Here is a 19392-nt window from a genome sequence, read left to right as displayed (position 1 = left end):
AATCTAGCGGAGGAAAAACACGTAGACTCCTGCGGGAAGTAGGAGATCGGTGAGACCCCACAGGGCGCTATCCCGAGGAGGCTCACCACTCCCCCGCCGAAAGCGAAGTGTATTTCCGTAGCGGTATTCATAAGTTAAACTATTGCGTATTATATGGATTATGAGTAATAAAAACAAATAAAGTATGTGAAAATATCTATTTTTAAAGAACAAAATACATTTTTTTGCATAAAAATGTATATAAATTAATATTTATACTTGTATATATCGTGTAAAGGTTTTATAATATGAATAATTTAAAAATTCGAAAGCATATTTCTTATTGAGGTGATACAGCATGACAAAAGGGTATCTTGTGTTGGAAACAGGGGAGACCTTTGAGGGAGACTGGATAGGAGCTGAACGGGAAATCAGTGGCGAAGTGGTCTTCAATACAAGTATGACAGGATATCAAGAGATGCTAACAGATCCTTCCTACACTGGTCAGCTTTTAACATTTTGCTATCCAATTGTTGGAAACTATGGAATGAATAAAGATGATGTAGAAAGTAAACATATTGCAGTATCCGCAGTGATTACAAGCGATATTTGTGAGGAACCAAGTCACTATCAATCTACTTCTTCCTTTTCAGAAGAACTAAAGCAAGCGAATATTCCGGGTTTGCAAAATGTAGATACTCGATCACTTGTTAATGCAATTCGGAAGCATCAAACCGTTAAGGGGAAATTAGTAAAAGAAGCTTCACAATCGACACATAGATGGGAGTACAAAAATAGTTTAGATTTAGTGAAACATGCTGCTGTTACAAGCATAGAATCTTATGGAGATGGCACTTTTCATGTGGTTTTAGTGGATTTTGGTTTTAAAAAGTCAATCTTAGATGCGTTACTACAGGAAAATTGTAAGGTGACCATCGTTCCGTATCATACATCATTTGAGGACATTCAGGCAATGGATCCAGATGGTGTCCTGATCAGTAACGGACCAGGAGATCCAATGGAATTGTTGGCTTTCTTACCAACTGTAAAAGCAATCACAAAAACCTATCCAACACTTGGTATTTGTTTAGGTCATCAATTAATTGCGTTGGCATATGGTGGTAAAACGAAAAAAATGCCTTTTGGTCATCGTGGATCCAATCACCCTGTTAAGGACGTATCAACAGGGAAAGTGCATATGACATCGCAAAATCATGGCTATGTTGTGTTGGAAGAGAGTATAGACCCACAACAATTTCAAATTACTTTTCGTAATGTAAATGATCGGACCTTAGAAGGAATTAGACACTGGATGCTTCCAGTTCAATCGGTGCAATTCCATCCTGAGGCCCATCCAGGACCAAGTGATACAGAATTTATCTTTAATCATTTTATTCAACAGGTAATCTTATCAAGGGGAGGAACTTATGTCGAAGCATAAATCGATCCAAAAAGTGCTTGTGATCGGATCTGGACCGATTGTCATTGGTCAGGCAGCCGAGTTTGATTATGCGGGTACACAAGCTTGTTTGGCACTAAAAGAAGAGGGTATTGAAGTTATATTAGTAAATAATAATCCAGCGACGATTATGACAGATAAAACAATTGCAGATCGTGTCTATATGGAACCACTTAACGTGGATTCTATTGAAAAGATTATGGCAATAGAACAACCAGATGGGTTAATTGGAACCTTAGGTGGGCAAACCGGATTAAACCTCACAGTAGAGTTAGCAGAAAAGGGAATTCTAGCAACCTATGATGTGGAGTTATTAGGAACATCCATAGAATCAATTAAACGAGGAGAAGATCGAGAAAAATTTCGGCAATTAATGCTTGATATTGGGGAACCTATTGCAGATTCAAAAATCGTGGAAACAGTCGAAGAAGGGTTAGCATTTATCGAGGACATTGGCTTTCCTGTCATTTTACGACCAGCCTATACCCTTGGTGGGGAAGGGGGCGGATTTGCTGAAAATGAGGCAGATTTTATTGATCTACTGTCAAATGGGTTAACGTTAAGTCCAATTCATCAGGTGCTCGTTGAAAAAAGTATTAAAGGCTGGAAAGAAGTCGAATATGAGGTCATGCGAGATGCAAATGATACATGTGTGATTGTTTGTAACATGGAAAATGTCGATCCAGTTGGAGTCCATACAGGTGATTCAATGGTTGTAGCACCATCTCAAACCTTATCAGATGTGCAATATCAATTATTACGATCCGCCTCATTAAAGGTGATTCGTGCTTTGGATGTAGTAGGAGGCTGTAATATTCAATTTGCACTTGATCCATTGTCTAATGAATATTGCATTATTGAAGTGAACCCAAGAGTGAGTCGGTCTTCTGCGTTAGCTTCTAAAGCAACTGGTTATCCGATTGCACGGATCGCTACGAAATGTGCGATAGGGTTTCCATTAGATGAAATATCAAATCCCATTACAGGCAATACGTACGCATCCTTTGAACCAGCTTTAGATTATGTGGTCGTTAAATTACCTCGTTTTCCGTTTGATAAATTTACAGAAGCAGATCGTACATTAGGTACCCAAATGAAGGCGACAGGAGAAGTGATGGCCATTGATCGGACATTTGAAGGTGCTCTTAATAAGGCAGTTCGTTCACTCGAAATGAATGTGACAACATTGCACTGGCCAGGGATGCAGGAAAAGTCCAACTTAGAGTTGCGCGAACTATTAAAAACACCAAATGACTTACGTTTATTTGCGATTGTCGAAGCATTTAATCGTGAGATGTCTCTAGCTACATTAATAAAATGGACTGAAATCGATTACTGGTTTTTACGAAAAATGGAGCGGATTGTCCAGTGTGAAAGAACGTTAGCTACCTATACATGGCCAGATGTATCGTTTGAAGTCGTGAAACAGGCGAAGCGTTTTAATATTAGTGATGCTCGTATTGCTGAGCTTGTCGGTACAGACGTTAAAACAATTCGTGATGCTTGTAAATATAATGGGATCAACCGTGTGTTTAAGTTAGTGGATACATGTGCAGGGGAATTTGATGCCATTACCCCTTATTATTACTCTACATGGAATGGTTATGATGAAGTGAGCACAGAAACCAATCGGGAAAAAATACTAGTGTTAGGTTCTGGTCCAATTCGGATTGGTCAAGGCGTAGAGTTTGATTATTGTTCGGTTCATGCAGCCTTAGCCGTTAAAAAAATGGGGTATGAAGTGGTCGTTATCAATAATAACCCAGAAACTGTCAGTACGGATTATTCGATTGCGGACCGATTATACTTCGAACCACTTGCTTTAGAAGATGTGTTAGGTGTTATTGAAAAGGAGCAAGTAGTAGGGGTATTGATCCAATTTGGAGGTCAAACTGCAATCAATTTAGCGAATGCGTTAAAAGAAGAAGGAATCCAAGTGTTAGGTACTGCACCAGAGCATATTGATCAAATGGAAGATCGAGAACAGTTTTATAATATTTTGGAACAATTAGATATTGCCCATATCAAAGGACACATTGTTAGCGAAGCAGATGAACTTAAAGTGTCGGCACATGAATTAGGCTATCCAGTATTAATTCGCCCTTCATATGTTATAGGTGGTCAATCGATGTTTGTTTGCCATAATGAAGCGGAATTAATCCATTATGTAAATCGAATACAAATCGATACAAATGATCGTTGCTGGCCAATTTTAATAGATCAATATATTCCAGGTATCGAATGCGAAATGGATATTATTTCTGATGGGGAATCAATTGTCGTACCAGGTATTTTCGAACATATTGAAAAAGCCGGAGTCCATTCTGGTGATAGTGTTACCGTATTTCCACCGGTAGAGCTAACGGAGGACATGAAGGAACGAATGATCGATATCGCTCAAAAAATTAGCCGTACAGTCCCAATTATTGGGATGATGAATATCCAATTCGTTATTGATGGAGATACCATTTATGTCCTGGAAGTGAATCCGCGATCCTCTAGAACTGTGCCGATTATGAGTAAAGTTACAGGTATTCCAATGGTTGAGTGGGCGGTAATGGCGCAATTAGGAAAAGATCTTAACACGATAACAACAGAGACTAACCTTTTGCCAGAGCCAGATTTTTATACAGTAAAAGCGCCTATTTTCTCGGCAGGTAAGTTAAAGGATGTAGATCATGTCCTTGGACCTGAGATGAAGTCGACTGGTGAGGTAATTGGAATGGATACGACAAAAGAGCTAGCATTCCAAAAAGCTTTACCGAATCGTGTGTGGACTGTGAATCAAGAGGAGACTTTACATGTTTTTGTATCAATAGCCGATCGGTTAAAAGAAGAAAGCCTTCCACTCATGAAGCAGTTAAAGGATTGTGGTGCTGTGATTTGTGCTACAGAGGGAACAGCAGCTTTCTTGCAGGATAAAGGGATTTCCGTTACGGCTATTCCAAATAAGAAGGGTGCGGTTTTGGCAAATTGGCAGTCCCAAAAACCGGATATAGTATTAAATATCCCAACACAAGGCCGTGAAAAGGAGACGTTAGGTTTTTATATAAGAGAGCTTTCTGTTCGACATCAAATTCCATACTTTACTAGTTTGCAAACATTACAAGCTGTACTAGATTGGAGCTGGGATGAAGAGTTTGATGTTATACCGAGGTCATTAACGGATTTTGTATCCAAAGAGAAAGTGAGGAACGTATAATGACAGTACAAAATAAACAAAAGCCGTCATTATCGACAAAGCATTTATTACGGATCACAGATTTAACACAAGAAGAAATAAAGGGGCTGATCGAGGACGCTATTGTATTAAAAAGGGAACAACAGAAAGGGTTGTTCCACCACCACTTGCAAGGGAAAACATTAGGAATGATCTTTGAAAAATCATCCACGAGGACCCGCGTTTCATTTGAAGTTGGAATGAAACAATTAGGTGGAGATGCACTGTTTTTAAGTTCAAGAGATATTCAATTGGAGAGAGGAGAGACGATAGCGGATACGGCTAAGGTATTATCAAGGTATGTGGATGGCCTCATGATCCGAACCTTTGCCCATGAAACAATCGAGGAATTCGCTAAACACTCAGATGTTCCTGTTATTAATGGACTTACTGATCCTCATCATCCAACCCAAGTATTAGCTGACTTGATGACGATTTATGAGAAAAAAGGAAAACTAAGAGGATTGAAGCTGTGCTACATAGGGGATGGGAATAATAATATGACCCATTCCTTATTAGAAGGTGCAGCATTATGTGGAATTGAGATGACACTAGCTAGTCCCGGTGGATATGAGCCAAATCCAGCTATATTAAAAAATGCCCAAAAGGTAGCTGCACAGCAAGGTACAAGTATCGAAATGTATGACCATCCAACAGAGGCAATAAAGGATGCTGATATTGTTGTAACAGATGTATGGGCTAGTATGGGGGAAGAAGGGGAAGCGGAAGCACGCAAAAGTATTTTTTCTGCCTTTCAAGTCAATCAAGAACTTACTAGCTATGCAAAACCTGATTATTTATTTTTACACTGTTTACCTGCACATCGTGGGGAAGAAGTAACAGCCGATGTAATCGATGGGAAGCATTCAGTAGTGTTTGATGAAGCAGAAAATCGCTTGCATGCGCAAAAAGCATTAATGAAAGCGTTAATGGGAGTATAATGGACTATCTATTGCTAATTGTGTTGTGGATGTATAAAAATACGCGTGGTTCAATAAAAATTCATAAAGGGAGAGGTTTATATGAGTAAAGGAAAAGTTGTTCTGGCTTATTCTGGAGGATTAGATACATCCGTTTCGATTAAATGGATCCAAGAAAATTATGGGTATGATGTGATTGCATTAGGGTTAGAAGTAGGAGAAGGAAAAGATTTAGAAGCAATTAAAGAGAAAGCATTAGAAGTAGGTGCAGAAAAAGCAGTCATCATTGATGCAAAAGAATTACTTGCCAAAGGATATTTATTACCTGCCTTAAAAGGAAATTGTTTATATGAAGGGAAATACCCATTATCTTCTGCACTATCTAGACCGTTAATTGCGAAACTTTTAGTAGAAGTTGCTGAAGAAGAAGGAGCTGTGGCAGTAGCACATGGCTGTACTGGCAAAGGCAATGATCAAGTCCGTTTTGAAGTGTCAATTAAAGCATTGAATCCAGATTTAGAAGTTATTGCACCAGTACGTGAGTGGGGGATGAACCGGGATGAAGAAATTGCCTATGCAAAGGAAAAGAATATTCCAGTACCTGTGAATTTAGAAAAACCATACTCGATTGATGCAAACATTTGGGGAAGAGCGTGTGAAGCAGGTGTGTTAGAAGATACATGGAAAGAAGCGCCTGAAGAGGCATTTGATTGGACAGCATCCATTGCAGATGCACCAGATGAACCAGAATATGTAGAGATTGCATTTGCTAACGGTGAGCCTGTTTTATTAAATGGTCAGTCATTAAACTTTGTCGAGATGATCCAACAGCTGAATACAATAGGTGGAAAGCATGGTGTAGGCAGAATTGACCATATTGAAAATAGATTAGTAGGGATTAAAGCGAGAGAGGTATATGAAAATCCAGCTGCTTTAATTTTGATCAATGCACATAAAGAGTTGGAATTTTTAACATTAACAAAAGAAGTATCCCAATACAAAGCACAATTGGAGCAGAAGATGACTCAATTAATCTATGATGGCCTATGGTATTCCCCATTACGGAATGCACTAGAAGCCTTTGTCGACGAAACACAAAAAAGCGTTAATGGGAAAGTGAAAGTAAAGCTTTGGAAAGGTAACCAAACTGTCGTAGCAAGACAATCAGACAATAGTCTATATAACGAAGAACTAGCAACCTATTCAAAAGGTGATATGTTTGACCACCATGCTGCCGTTGGATTTATCAAGCTATGGGGTTTATCCACCCAAGTACAATCACAAGTCGCAGCTAAAAAAGAAGTACCTGCCAAATCATAGAAAATTTAAGTGTTTAGCCTATCGCTTCGGAAATACACTACGCTTTCACCAGGGCATAAGTGCGACATCTGTTCAAACTGTTCGTTTTCACAGTGTCTACTTTACCGCAGGCTCGCGCCGAGTCTCCTCTCTTGCAAAGAACGCTCACTGTGGGGTCTCGGACGTCTTCGCTTGTCCTGCAGGCGTCTTCGTGTATTTCCTCCGCTAGTATTTAGTTCTCTAAAAAAAGCTGTATCATATTCCTCTCTAAAGTTATAGTGATTGGAGCGTAGGATAGTCGACTACTAAGGAAACAATGGTCAGCTAGATCTGAGAAGGAAGTGGTTTTTGTCTCTGATGTCTAGCTTCGACGGACAGGACGACCTAGTGCTGGCGTTGTCATAGGAGGTGACGATTTTAGCCAGTGAGACGGACAAGACGACCTAGTGCCGATAGACATCAGGACGCACGAGCTTTCATCGGCCAGCGCCTCGCCCTCGAGGTCTTGGTGTTATGGTTAAACAGGGGTGACTAAGGCGTCTGTGCTTTTCTATCAAGGAAGCTGTAGCGCTGTCCGCTAAAAAAGTGTTTTTCCGAAGCAGTAATTATAGCTATTGCGAAAAAAGCGTAGGAAGAGTCTAATCTAATTTAAACTAATTCAGTAAATCGAAAGGGGATGTGGAAGGATGTCAAAGCTTTGGGGTGGAAGGTTTACAAAAGATACGAATAAATTAGTGGAAGAACAAACAGCATCGATATCGTTTGATCAAAAGCTGGCGAATGAAGATATTCAAGGAAGTATTGCCCATGTTAATATGCTTGTCTCAACTGGAATTTTAGCCGAAGAGGATGGCGAGACAATCAAAAATGGCTTAAACACGATTAAGAATAAACTGAAGAAGGGTGAGCTGTCTTTTTCTGTAGAACATGAGGATATCCATATGAATATTGAAAAATGGCTAATTGATGAGATTGGGCCAGTTGGAGGAAAATTACATACAGGAAGAAGTCGTAATGATCAGGTCGCAACAGATATGCACCTTTATTTAAAACATCATACGGAAACCATCATCGAGCTTGTCCATGAAACACAAACGGCAATCGTGAATCAAGCAGGTAACCATATTGATACCATTTTACCAGGATATACGCATTTACAACGAGCACAACCTGTATCGTTTGCACATCATCTATTAGCCTATTTTTGGATGCTGGAGCGGGATAAGGAAAGACTTAAGGATAGCATGAAACGATTGAATGGATCTCCATTAGGTGCAGGTGCTCTTGCAGGGACGACATTTCCAATTAATCGAGATGCTGTAGCACAAGATTTAGGGTTTGATTATGTTTATCCAAATAGTATGGATGCTGTTAGTGATCGGGATTTCATACTGGAGTTTATGTCAATTGGATCCATTATGATGATGCATATTTCTCGCCTGGCAGAGGAAATGGTTATTTGGAGTAGCCAAGAATTTCAGTTTATTGAACTAGATGATTCCTTCTGTACCGGATCTAGTATTATGCCACAAAAGAAAAATCCAGATGTACCGGAACTATTAAGAGGAAAAACAGGACGCGTCTATGGTAACTTAATGAGCTTACTAACCGTATTAAAGGGATTACCACTTGCATATAACAAAGATTTACAAGAGGATAAGGAAGGCATGTTCGATACGGTAGAGACACTAGAAGGATCACTACAAATGCTGGCACCGATGATTGATACGATGACAGTAAATGTCGATCAGATGAAGCATGCTGTGACAGAGGATTATTCCAATGCTACAGATATAGCTGATTACTTAGTGACAAAAGGGATGCCATTTCGTGAGGCGCATGCAGTAATCGGTAAAATTGTCTTATATGGAATTGATCATCATAAATTCTTACTGGATTTATCGTTAGAGGAATATAAGCAGTTTAGTCCATTGTTTCAAGAAGATATTTATGAGGTACTGGCCCCAGAACAGGTGGTAGCCAACCGGAATAGCTATGGGGGTACCTCGCAGACAGAAGTGCAGAAACAGCTATCATTAGCAGAGGATTTATTATAATGGTGTTCTAAGTGAAGCTAATTTTTTTCTATGAGCCTAACAAAAAGTGTAAGTGATTCATTTTTAGAATTGCTTATGCTTTTTTTATATACAAACAGGTTTTCTCGATGTAGGGATGAGCTTTGAAAGATTGAAAAATGCATCGAGAAGTTATCTCAATGCAAAAATAAGCAAACAATTGGATAATTCTTCCGAGAGAAAGCGTATTTTCTACTCAAAATTCAACACACATAAAAATAGCATGTGAAACCTTTCCGATTTCACATGCTATTAAATTGGTTTTACAAATACTGTTCAAACCAACGGCAAATATGGTTTAGTCGTTCAACACGTAATTCTGGTTTACCACCACGGCTCAATTCATGGTTTGCATTTGGAATTCGGACAAATTCTACTTCTTTTCGTAATTGTTTTAAGGTCATAAATAGTTGTTCCCCTTGTTCGATTGGACAACGATAATCTTGTTCACTGTGCACAATGAGTAATGGTGTTTCTACATTTGCAGCATATTTTAATGGGGAGAAATCCCAAAGTTTTTCTGGATCTTCTAAGAGTCTGTAACCAAGCTCCCATTTTGCAAAGAAGTATCCAATATCACTTACCCCATAAAAACTTAACCAGTTACTGATCGAACGTTGGGTAACTGCAGCTTTAAAGCGGTTCGTATGGCTGACAATCCAGTTTGTCATGAAACCACCATAACTACCTCCAGTCACTCCTAAACGTGTTTCATCAATAAAGCTAAAGTTTTCTAATGCATAGTCTACTGCACTCATTAGATCTATATAGTCACTTCCACCGTAATCAGAACGAACGGCATCGACAAATTTTTGTCCATACCCATGACTACCACGTGGGTTCGTGTATAGAACGACATATCCTTGTGCAGCTAATAATTGCATTTCATGGAAGAAAGATTGGCCATACATCGCATGTGGACCACCATGAATTTCTAGGATGAATGGATATTTTTTCCCTTCTTCAAATCCATATGGACGAAGCAACCAGCCTTGAATTTCCCAACCATCTTCTGCTGTAATCGTTAAGGTTTCTGGCTCACTTAATGCTACTTCTTCTAGAAAATCTGCATTTGCATTAGTAAGTTGTGTTAGTTCTGATCCTTGTAATTGATAGAAGTTGCAAGGGTCAATTGGATTACTAATGCCAATTACAAATGATTCTGCATCATCATTATAAGCAAATCCAAATACATGATTGTCATCGTTGTATAATTTATCTAGATCGCCAGAAAGGCTAACTTGATATAACCCAGTTGCACCTTGATCGGTGACTAGGAAGAATAGGCGGTCATCATTTTTGGACCATACAGGACCTACATTTGATTGTCCAAGGCGTGTATCACCAATCATTGCATCTCCAAGTTGGATATCCCAATCGGAGCTAAGGCAAGTACGCTCACCGCTTTTAATATCAAATACATATAAATTATTTAATGTTGCACCATCATATTCGTATTCATGTCCAAAACTTGCAATTTTTTCTCCGTTACGAGAGAATCGTCCATTTGCATAGGTTCCTTTACTGTCTGTTAGCTTTGTTAATTCTTTTGTTGCGATGTCTAATGTAAATAAGTCTAGTGTTTGTTCAAAATCAGCATCTTCATTACGATTTGCTGTCAATAAAATTGTTTTACCATCGGGTGAAATATCCTCTAAATGATGGTCTACATCACCAGATGTTAACTGTGTAAATGTTTCATTTTCTACATCATACTGAATAAGTTGAACACGCTTGTCATCATGAAAGCCTTTTGCATCTGATTTATATTTTAAACGATTTACGACAAGTGGTTGTTTACTTTTTTCTTCTTGTTCTTTCTGTCTTTCTTCTTTTGATTGTTCTTTTTGGTTTTTGACGTCATCATCATGATCTAATGGTGCACTGAAAATGATATATTTCCCATCGCTTGACCATTCGGGATTCATTGCGCCATGTTTAAAGGTGGTAAGTTGTTTCGCTTCCCCACCGTCAGTATGTAATAACCATAATTGTGGAACTCCACTTCTATTAGATTGAAAAACTAGTGTTTTCCCATCTGGTGAAAAACGTGGATGACTATCTTTTGAATCTCCAAATGTCCATTGACGAACATCGTTAGTTGCTAGATTCTGTACAAATAAATGGGACTCGTATTCCTTCTTGTCGTTTACATTCGTAGAAACAAATGCATATGACTGATGGTCTGGTGCTAACTGTGGATCACTGTACACTGCAATTTTCATAAAATCTTCTGCCGTAATAGGTCGTTTTGCTTGTGTCATGAATAGGCCTCCTGTTATCTAAAATAATTTTCTAAAGTTTCTATTATTCTAAACTATTTCGGAAACCGAATCAATAGATTTGAAAAAACTAACCTTTTCGGAAAGGGTTGTTTGATTAGGTGATATTTTTAGATGCCGGTACTTCGGGTTTAAGGGAAGGTTCAAGAAGGTTGTGTCGAGGTTGCTTGTTGGTGTAAAAATCTGGGGGAAATCTGTCAAAAGTGAACGGAGTGTATTTCTCGATGAAAGAAGAACTCAGTAAAATGATAAAGTGAAACGAGTATTCTTGTCGATTTATGAAGCAGGGGGAAAAGCTATCAAAAGTAAACTCTGATTGTTTCTCGATGTAAGAATCACTTAGCAAAATGCAAACAATAAATCGAGCACGCTTCTCGATACAAAAAGTACCTAGTAAACTAAGAAAATTGAATAGAGCTTACCTGTTCATGTCAAATTCACTAATAAAACTATATAAAGGTAATCGATAGCTACCGTTCATTCACTATTTTATTAAAATCCTATGAACCTTTTATTCAAAATAAAAAAACACGCTACTTCGATAAGAAATAACGTGCTAATCAGTTGCTAAACTTTTATTCTATTAATTCATATGTTGAATTGTACCTTGAATATTAGCATCTTTTTCATATTCATGTTGCAGTTGTTTTGTGATTGAACCTGGTTTACCATCTTGGATTGTTTTCCCATCGACACTTACAACTGGTAGAACTTCACTTGTACTACTAGATAAAAATAGTTCATCAGCAGTTTGAATATCATTAAGGGTAAATGCTTCTTCGATAAATGGTATTTCTAATGATTTGACAAATTGTTCAACGCGAATTCGTACACATCCATGTAGAATTTGCTTTGTAGTAGGATGTGTATAAATTTTTCCATCCTTTACTAAATAGATATTGGAAGAACTACATTCTGTCACAACACCATCTTTGTGAAGAATTGCTTCATAGCATCCGTTTTCTTTCGCAGTTTGCTTTGCTAGCACATTCGGTAATAGGTTTAAGCTTTTTATATAACAATTAGCCCAACGAAGATCCTCATGTGTGATAGTACCGACACCATTTCGGAAATTATCCATATTACGTGGAAGGTCTAGAACATATGCATAGAAGTTTGCCTCTGCATCTTTGGGAAAAACATGATCTCGAGGTGCAGATCCTCTAGTAGCTTGTAAATAAACTTTTCCATCATTATTCATATCATTTCGTTCTAATAATTCGATTAATTGATTTGTAATTTCTTCTTTAGAGAAAGGCAGTTCCATTTTGATTGCTTCTGCAGAACGGAAAAGTCGATCCACGTGCTCAGTTAGTAAATAATATTGTCCATTATAAATACGAATTACCTCATATACGCCATCTCCAAATTGCAATCCACGTTCCTCAAAAGGGTATTTAAGGCTATCACGATGGACGAAGGTGGTTTGGGACAAAGTGATTGGATAAACAGACATAAAACAACGCCTCCTTATTTGTTATATCTATTCTATATCCTGCTTATACTATTGTAAATATTCTTAATGAATTTTAAGAACATGAATATATTATTAAAAATGTGATAAACATCACAGAATTTGTTTTAAATTACGGTATAATGGGTATCAGAAAATACAGGGGACTGATGTAGAATGGAACCATTATTACAACGCCTTGCACCGCATGAGTACGATATCATTATTGCAAATGCAAAGCGAAAAAATGTTGATAAAGGAGATTTTGTTTTTAAAGAAGGAGAAACCTCTGAATATCTCTATTTTATCCATCGAGGAGAAGTACGTATCTTTAAAAATATGGGTACTAATAAAGAGATTACAATTTTCACGCGTAAAGAGCAAGATAGTTTCGGGGAAATTGGTATTTTTAGTGGTGGAAAATATTCAAATTCAGCTCAGGCAACAAAGCATGGAATTTTATATTATATTCATCGAGATCAAATGGAAGCGATATTAGCACAGAATGGAAAACTAGCACTTCGATTCATCCAATGGGTATCCGAGTCATTGGAGGCAAGTAAAGCAAAAATGCGTGACTTTGTAGCTTTTGGTTCTGAAGGTGCCGTTGCCTCTGTATTTATTCGGTTTTCTAATATGTATGGAATCGTAACAACAGAAGGAGTAAGACTTACCGAGCCACTAATGATCCGCGATATTAGTAAACATATTGGAATTTCGCGAGAGACGGTAAGTCGGATCGTGAATAAATGGAAAGATCAAGGAATTGTAGAAAATGATAATAAATATTTTCTAATTAAGAACATGGAATACTTTCGAGAATTACTTGTTTGCAAAAACTGTGGTGTAGAGAATTGTGTTCTATAAAGGGGGGTGACGAAATAGGTCATCCTTTCAAGAAAGGCTGTTTTCTAAAAGATTGCTGCTTTCTAGTATGAAACGTCATGCATATAAGATGTATTATACGCAATAAAAAAGTGCTGTTGATTTCCGCTCCAGACAGTCGCTTTCACCACGGGCATAAGTGCGACATCTGTTCAAACTATTCGTTTTCACAGTGTCTTCTTTACCGCGGACAGACGCTTTTAGCTTCCTCTATAGAAAAGCGGAAGTGCCTTGGTTACCCCTGATTAGAAAACTTGGCTTTTCGCCAAGTGGCGAAAGCCTTAGTTGCACTTATGCAGTAAGAAAGTTTTTCTTATCTGCCAAGCTTAAGCCGAGCCTCGGCGTGGCATTTTGTGCCCGTGATGAGGATTGACTTAAGACCTCGAGGGGGTAGGCACTGTAGCTAGATATCGGAAGCAAAAACCGCTTCCTGTTCAGATCTAGCTGCGTGTTTTTTCCGCAGGAGTCGACTGTCTTACGCTCCAATCAACTATCATAAAAACATAATATATAATAAGCAGTGTTGATCCTATCAGTGGAGGAAATACACGTAGACTCCTGCGGGAGGAACGGCCTAGGTGAGACCCCGCAAACGAGGAACGAGTTGAGGAGGCTCAACAGCCACCCGCGGTAAAGTAGACACTGTGAAACGAACAGTTGAACAGATGTCGCACTTATGCCCCTGGTGAAAGCGAAGTGTATTTCCGGAGCGGGTAAACACTCTAAACATCGCCTTAACTTATTGCGCATAATATGAATTATGTGCAGTTAAAACAACAAAGTATGCAAATATAGCCTAAGAAAAAGTTTTACGACATTTTTTCGACAGAATTTGTAAAATATGGTTGATAAAATAAAAATGACTTGTTATACTTATAATTGTTCTCGAAATGAGAGGAATTAATAACGATAGTAGATCATACAATTTAATGTGGGTGTAGTTTAGTGGTAAAACCTCAGCCACGAGCAAAACATCCACCGAAACCGAAATAACAACGAGTTGCCTCGATGCACAAAACATCTTGAATTAACTAAAGTGCGAGAGGATAACAAGAGCGTAATAAAAAATTAAAATAAAATAATTTAAAAGATGCGGGTGTAGTTTAGTGGTAAAACCTCAGCCTTCCAAGCTGATGTCGTGGGTTCGATTCCCATCACCCGCTCCATACATAAGTCTTAACGCAGTGTTTCGTAAATTTAAAGTTACGAGGCGTTGCGTTTTCATTTTTTTACAAAGTTTTTTGGAAAGTGTGTTCGTCAGTGCCCTTTCAGCCAGAAAAGGAGTCGCAAGTAATAGAACACAATCAACCAATACCCAAATCACTAAAATCCCATCATATCTACCTAAATTCATAAATCCACAACTACCAACCTTTTGCTTCACTTGAATTTACCCTTTTTGTAATAGTATTCTAAAGATAAAACTTTTATTAATTGAGGGATTATCATGAAAAAACTGCTACAATTATTAAAACAGATTGACGGAAAAGGGTACAAAGCCTATAAAAGTGCCCAAGGTCACTATACGTTTAGCAATTTTACTTTATATATAGATTATGTACAGGGTGACCCGTTTGCTTCTCCATCGAAAATCAGAGTCATCATTCCCAGTGCAAAAAGGCCAATTAAGCGTGAATGGATTAAGACATACGCTCGTAAAGTGGCAACAGAAGATGTGATTGCACGAAAAATTGGAAAAGCAGTTGGCGGAAACCGTTTTACGATTAAAGGGTCTGGTAAAAGCGGGAATATCCATTTTGATGCACCAGGTCAAGAGGTTCTGGAACGAAGCGCTGTCCAAGTGACGGAAAAGGAAATAACAGTCTGTCTTTCGGTCGGACTACCAGCAAATGGTCGACGGATTAATGGAAGGGAAGCAGAGAAATTGCTTACGAAAGCGATACCTACCATAATGGAACAATCTGTCTTTTCCATTCGGGAAGGAGACATTCAAGAAGCAATCCAACTTGCTGATCAGCAAGAAGCCATTCGAGCAGAAATGCATCAGAACGATTGGATCGCTTTTATAGCGAATGGTTCCATCCTTCCAAGAGAAAGTGGAATTAGTAATCGGCCCCTTAAAAACGCTGTTGCCTTTGAAAGTCCACCAGAAGATTTGGTCAGTATTCCGATTCCGCACCAACAAGAACCGATCAAAGGGATGGCTATTAAAAAAGGAATCACCTTAATTGTTGGTGGAGGATATCATGGGAAAAGTACATTATTACAGGCTATAGAGCGTGGTGTGTATTCTCATACCAAAGGGGATGGTCGAGAATATGTACTGACAAACTCTAATGCTGTGAAAATTCGAGCAGAAGATGGCCGGAAAATTAATGGAGTGAACATCTCACCATTTATTAATAACCTCCCACATGGTCAGGATACGATTCAATTTACGACGGATAATGCGAGTGGAAGTACATCACAAGCAGCAAATGTGATGGAAGCATTGGAAGCAGGTGCTACGTCATTATTAATTGATGAGGATACGAGTGCGACTAATTTTATGATCCGCGATCACCGAATGCAGCAGCTCGTTAAAAAAGATAAAGAACCAATTACACCGTTTATTGATAAAATAAAGCAGATGAAAGAACAGTTAGATGTATCTACAATTCTAGTAATGGGTGGTTCTGGTGATTATTTTGCAGTGGCAGATCATGTTATTATGATGGATGAATATAAGCCTTACCATGTCACAGATAAGGTGAAAATCATTTTAGAAGCAGATCCAATAGAACGTGAAATAGCGGATGGGGAAGCTTTTGGTAAAATAAAAAGTCGTATCTTTTTACAGGATACATTACAAACCCGAAAAGGAAAACGGTCCAAGACACAAGCAAAAGGCCTAACAAAGATTGTTATGGGTAAAACAGATGTTTCATTTGCAAGTACGGAACAGTTAGTGGACACATCCCAAACAAGAATGATAGCTGAGATTATTCAGTACTTGGATCGTACCAATGGATTAGCGAATAAAACGATTCATACATTATTAGATGAATTAGAAAAGCAAATGGATCAAAAAGGTCTAGCATCGGTTACAGCCTTTCCTAATCAACATCCTGGAGATTTGGCCCGTCCAAGAAGGTACGAAATAGCATCTGTGCTAAATCGGATTCGAACAGCACGTGTGACCCAACAATAGAAAGGGGGCATCCATATGGATACCGCACAACTCAAACAGGAAATTATCGACTATAGTAAGAAAATCGGTATTGATAAAATTGGATTTGCCTCAGCAGATGTATTTGGTGAATTAAAAGAACGTCTAAGAAAACAGCAAGAGTTCGGATTTCAATCTGGTTTTGAAAAAGGATCTATTGAAGAACGAACAGAACCAGAACGATTATTACCGAAAGCGAAATCGATTTTGTCGATAGCAATTGCTTACCCATCCCGTATGAAAGATGCTCCAAAAGGGACGAAAGAAGAGCGACGAGGGATTTTCTGCCGTGCTTCATGGGGAGTGGATTACCATTTTGTTTTACGTGATCGATTAGAAAAACTAGCGGCTTTTATCCAAGAAAAGGTTCCAGATGCGGAAAATAAAGTGATGGTTGACACAGGAGAGTTGTCAGATCGTGCCGTAGCAGAACGTGCTGGAATTGGGTTTAGTGGAAAGAATACAGCGATTATAACACCAGAGTTTGGCTCGTTTGTTTATTTAGGGGAATTAATCACCAATATCCCGTTTGTACCAGATGAACCAGTTGAAGATAGCTGTGGGGATTGCACAAAATGTTTAGATGCCTGTCCTACTGGTGCACTTGTACAAGGTGGACAATTAAATGCACAGCGTTGTATTGCATTTTTAACCCAAACAAAGGATTTTCTTCCAGATGAATTCCGTACAAAGATTGGAAACCGTCTCTATGGGTGTGATACGTGTCAAGTTGTGTGTCCTAAGAATAAAGGCATTGATTTTCATATTCATCCAGAATTTGAACCAGAACCAGAAGTAGCGAAACCTAAATTGGTACCGATGCTTCGGATTTCAAATCGTGAATTTAAAGAAACATATGGTAATATGGCAGGTTCCTGGCGCGGTAAAAAACCGTTACAACGAAATGCGCTTATTGCGTTAGGTCATTTTAAAAGTGAATCAGCAGTTGAAGAAATGATTGCCGTTATGAATAATGATCCACGTCCTGTTATCCGAGGAACAGCAGCATGGTCCTTGGGTAAGGTTGGAACAGATGAAGCATTTGCCGCTATTGAACAAGCAATGGAAAAAGAACCAGATGAAGCTGTACTATTTGAAATGGAAAAAGGTCTAGCGTTTCGAGAAACTGCTAAAGCGAAGTGAGGAATGGTGATGCGTTTATATTATGAAACCTTTCAGTCGCCAATTGGTTCATTGCTGTTATTACATGATGGGAAAAGTGTAGTACGAATTGAATATGGTGACCTAAATCGTACAACAGAAAACCTAACGAAATGGTTAGATAAATTTTTTCCAAGTGCTACTTATCATCACCAACCAGATCTATTTGACCATATTAAGCAACAGCTTGAGGAATATTTCACCAAAAAGCGACGTACCTTTTCGGTTGATTTATCATTGTATGGTACTGACTTTCAAAAAAAGGTATGGCAGGCATTACGAGAGACTATTCCATATGGTCAAACTAGTTCCTATAAAGATATTGCAGTAGCACTCGGTAAACCAAAAGCAGTTCGAGCAGTTGGTGGTGCTGTTAATAAAAACCCTTTTTCCATTATTGTGCCGTGTCATCGTGTTATTGGGACAAATGGTAAAATGGTTGGCTATAATGGTGGTCTAGATAAAAAGGCATTTTTGTTAGAACATGAAAAAATATGAAATCAGGACAAGCATCCCTTCCATATAGTTAAGTGGAGGGGATTTTATATGAAACAACAGTTAACAGACATGTGGACTGATTTTTTTCGTTCTAACCGAAATGATGATACTTGGTGGCGACGAAAACAGGAATTGTTCAAAAAACGGGGTGCCGAAATTATTACCATTCATGGCAGAGGTCATTTGCATCAGGAAATTCGCCAACAAGGAAAGACAGATATTGGTTACCACCTACACTTAGTCTATTTTATTAAACAAAATGATTATTTTTATCGAGAGGAGCAGGTCATTCCATATCAGTTTCAATGGGGTAATGGAGAAGTTAGACATCATCAACCTGTTCAACCCATGTTGATGGAAAATCCAGATTCCTCGCTTACTCCAGCAATGATACACGATGGATCTGAACAACGTTTTTCCTACGATCGGTTAGCTGCAGTTAAATATGCGGAACGATGGTGGAATAGCTATAACCCTGACTATAAACAATTTGATGTGGATTGTACCAATTTTATTTCCCAATCTTTACATGCTGGTGGTGCGCCTATGCATGGTGCTCCAAATCGCAATCAGGGTTGGTGGTATCAAGATGATAACTGGAGCTATAGCTGGTCAGTGGCACATTCGTTTCGTTGGTATATGAGTGGTGCCACTAATGGGTTAAAAGGGACAGAAGTGGAATCAGCAAGTGATTTAAAGCCTGGAGATGTTATTTGTTATGATTTTGAAGGGGACGGAAAATGGGACCATACGACAATTGTTGTTGCTAATGATAACGAGGGGATGCCATTAGTGAACGCACATACTGATAACAGTCGGCACCGTTATTGGTCTTATGAAGATTCCATTGCGTGGACTCCGAAATGTGAGTATAAGTTTTTCCAAATTGGTAACTAGTGTTCTGTGGTATACTATAAAATGTTATATAAAAAGAATAGGCTGTTTTGTCCGTTGCTTCCTCACGGGGGATTTGATAGATAATGGGGTGATGT

General features: G+C 38.5%; 12 protein-coding genes and 1 tRNA gene. 11 read left to right on the top strand and 2 right to left on the bottom strand.

Translation table 11 applies throughout. From position 1 onward, the window contains the following. The first annotated feature begins 337 nt into the window (after positions 1-337). The 5 genes from GHC26_RS11425 (at position 338) to argH (ending at position 8934) form a co-directional block, all read left to right on the top strand. Positions 338-1420 (top strand): carbamoyl phosphate synthase small subunit, encoded by a 1083-nt coding sequence (locus GHC26_RS11425; RefSeq protein WP_163971409.1) that lies wholly within the window; start codon positions 338-340, stop codon positions 1418-1420. Continuing rightward, positions 1407-4640 (top strand): carbamoyl-phosphate synthase (glutamine-hydrolyzing) large subunit, encoded by a 3234-nt coding sequence (gene carB / locus GHC26_RS11420; RefSeq protein ID WP_163971408.1) that lies wholly within the window; start codon positions 1407-1409, stop codon positions 4638-4640. The genes GHC26_RS11425 and carB overlap by 14 nt, the downstream gene beginning before the upstream one ends. Further along, positions 4640-5599: an ornithine carbamoyltransferase gene (argF, locus tag GHC26_RS11415; RefSeq protein ID WP_163971407.1), complete on the top strand. Its 960-nt coding sequence runs from the start codon at positions 4640-4642 to the stop codon at positions 5597-5599. Before carB ends, argF begins: the two co-directional genes overlap by 1 nt. 81 nt (positions 5600-5680) lie before the next feature. Beyond that, complete coding sequence (locus GHC26_RS11410) at positions 5681-6898, top strand: argininosuccinate synthase (protein ID WP_163971406.1); 1218 nt, start codon at positions 5681-5683, stop codon at positions 6896-6898. A 665-nt stretch (positions 6899-7563) separates the two neighbouring features. After that, positions 7564-8934, top strand: coding sequence for an argininosuccinate lyase (gene argH / locus GHC26_RS11405; RefSeq protein ID WP_163971405.1), 1371 nt, complete (start codon positions 7564-7566; stop codon positions 8932-8934). 281 nt (positions 8935-9215) lie between these two features. Here argH and GHC26_RS11400 read toward each other — a convergent pair whose 3' ends face one another. Together GHC26_RS11400 and dat are read right to left on the bottom strand one after the other, a co-directional pair. Then, on the bottom strand, positions 9216-11216 hold the full coding sequence (locus GHC26_RS11400) for a S9 family peptidase (RefSeq protein ID WP_163971404.1): 2001 nt from the start codon (positions 11214-11216) through the stop codon (positions 9216-9218). Positions 11217-11817: 601 nt separating this feature from the next. Then, positions 11818-12690 carry a D-amino-acid transaminase gene (gene dat, locus GHC26_RS11395; RefSeq protein WP_163971403.1) on the bottom strand — a complete coding sequence of 291 codons (873 nt, stop codon included), beginning with the start codon at positions 12688-12690 and terminating at the stop codon, positions 11818-11820. A gap of 174 nt (positions 12691-12864) precedes the next feature. Between dat and GHC26_RS11390 the strand changes: the two genes are divergently transcribed. The 6 genes from GHC26_RS11390 (at position 12865) to GHC26_RS11365 (ending at position 19297) form a co-directional block, all read left to right on the top strand. Further along, a complete protein-coding gene (locus tag GHC26_RS11390) occupies positions 12865-13554 on the top strand; it encodes a Crp/Fnr family transcriptional regulator (RefSeq protein ID WP_163971402.1) in 690 nt (229 codons plus the stop codon). A 1110-nt stretch (positions 13555-14664) separates the two neighbouring features. Next, positions 14665-14738 (top strand) — tRNA-Gly (locus GHC26_RS11385). Positions 14739-15019: 281 nt separating this feature from the next. Further along, positions 15020-16723: an ABC-ATPase domain-containing protein gene (locus GHC26_RS11380; protein WP_163971401.1), complete on the top strand. Its 1704-nt coding sequence runs from the start codon at positions 15020-15022 to the stop codon at positions 16721-16723. Between the two features lie 15 nt (positions 16724-16738). After that, a complete protein-coding gene (queG, locus tag GHC26_RS11375; protein WP_163971400.1) occupies positions 16739-17884 on the top strand; it encodes a tRNA epoxyqueuosine(34) reductase QueG in 1146 nt (381 codons plus the stop codon). Positions 17885-17893: 9 nt separating this feature from the next. After that, positions 17894-18400 (top strand): methylated-DNA--[protein]-cysteine S-methyltransferase, encoded by a 507-nt coding sequence (locus GHC26_RS11370; protein ID WP_163971399.1) that lies wholly within the window; start codon positions 17894-17896, stop codon positions 18398-18400. Positions 18401-18448: 48 nt separating this feature from the next. Continuing rightward, complete coding sequence (locus GHC26_RS11365) at positions 18449-19297, top strand: amidase domain-containing protein (protein WP_205599218.1); 849 nt, start codon at positions 18449-18451, stop codon at positions 19295-19297. Positions 19298-19392: the final 95 nt, after the last annotated feature.

The organism is Oceanobacillus halotolerans (assembly GCF_010993955.1).
GTDB classification, from domain to species: domain Bacteria; phylum Bacillota; class Bacilli; order Bacillales; family Amphibacillaceae; genus Oceanibacillus_A; species Oceanibacillus_A halotolerans.
Note: the sequence above shows the minus strand (reverse complement) of the source record. Positions and strands in the feature narration are given on the sequence as shown.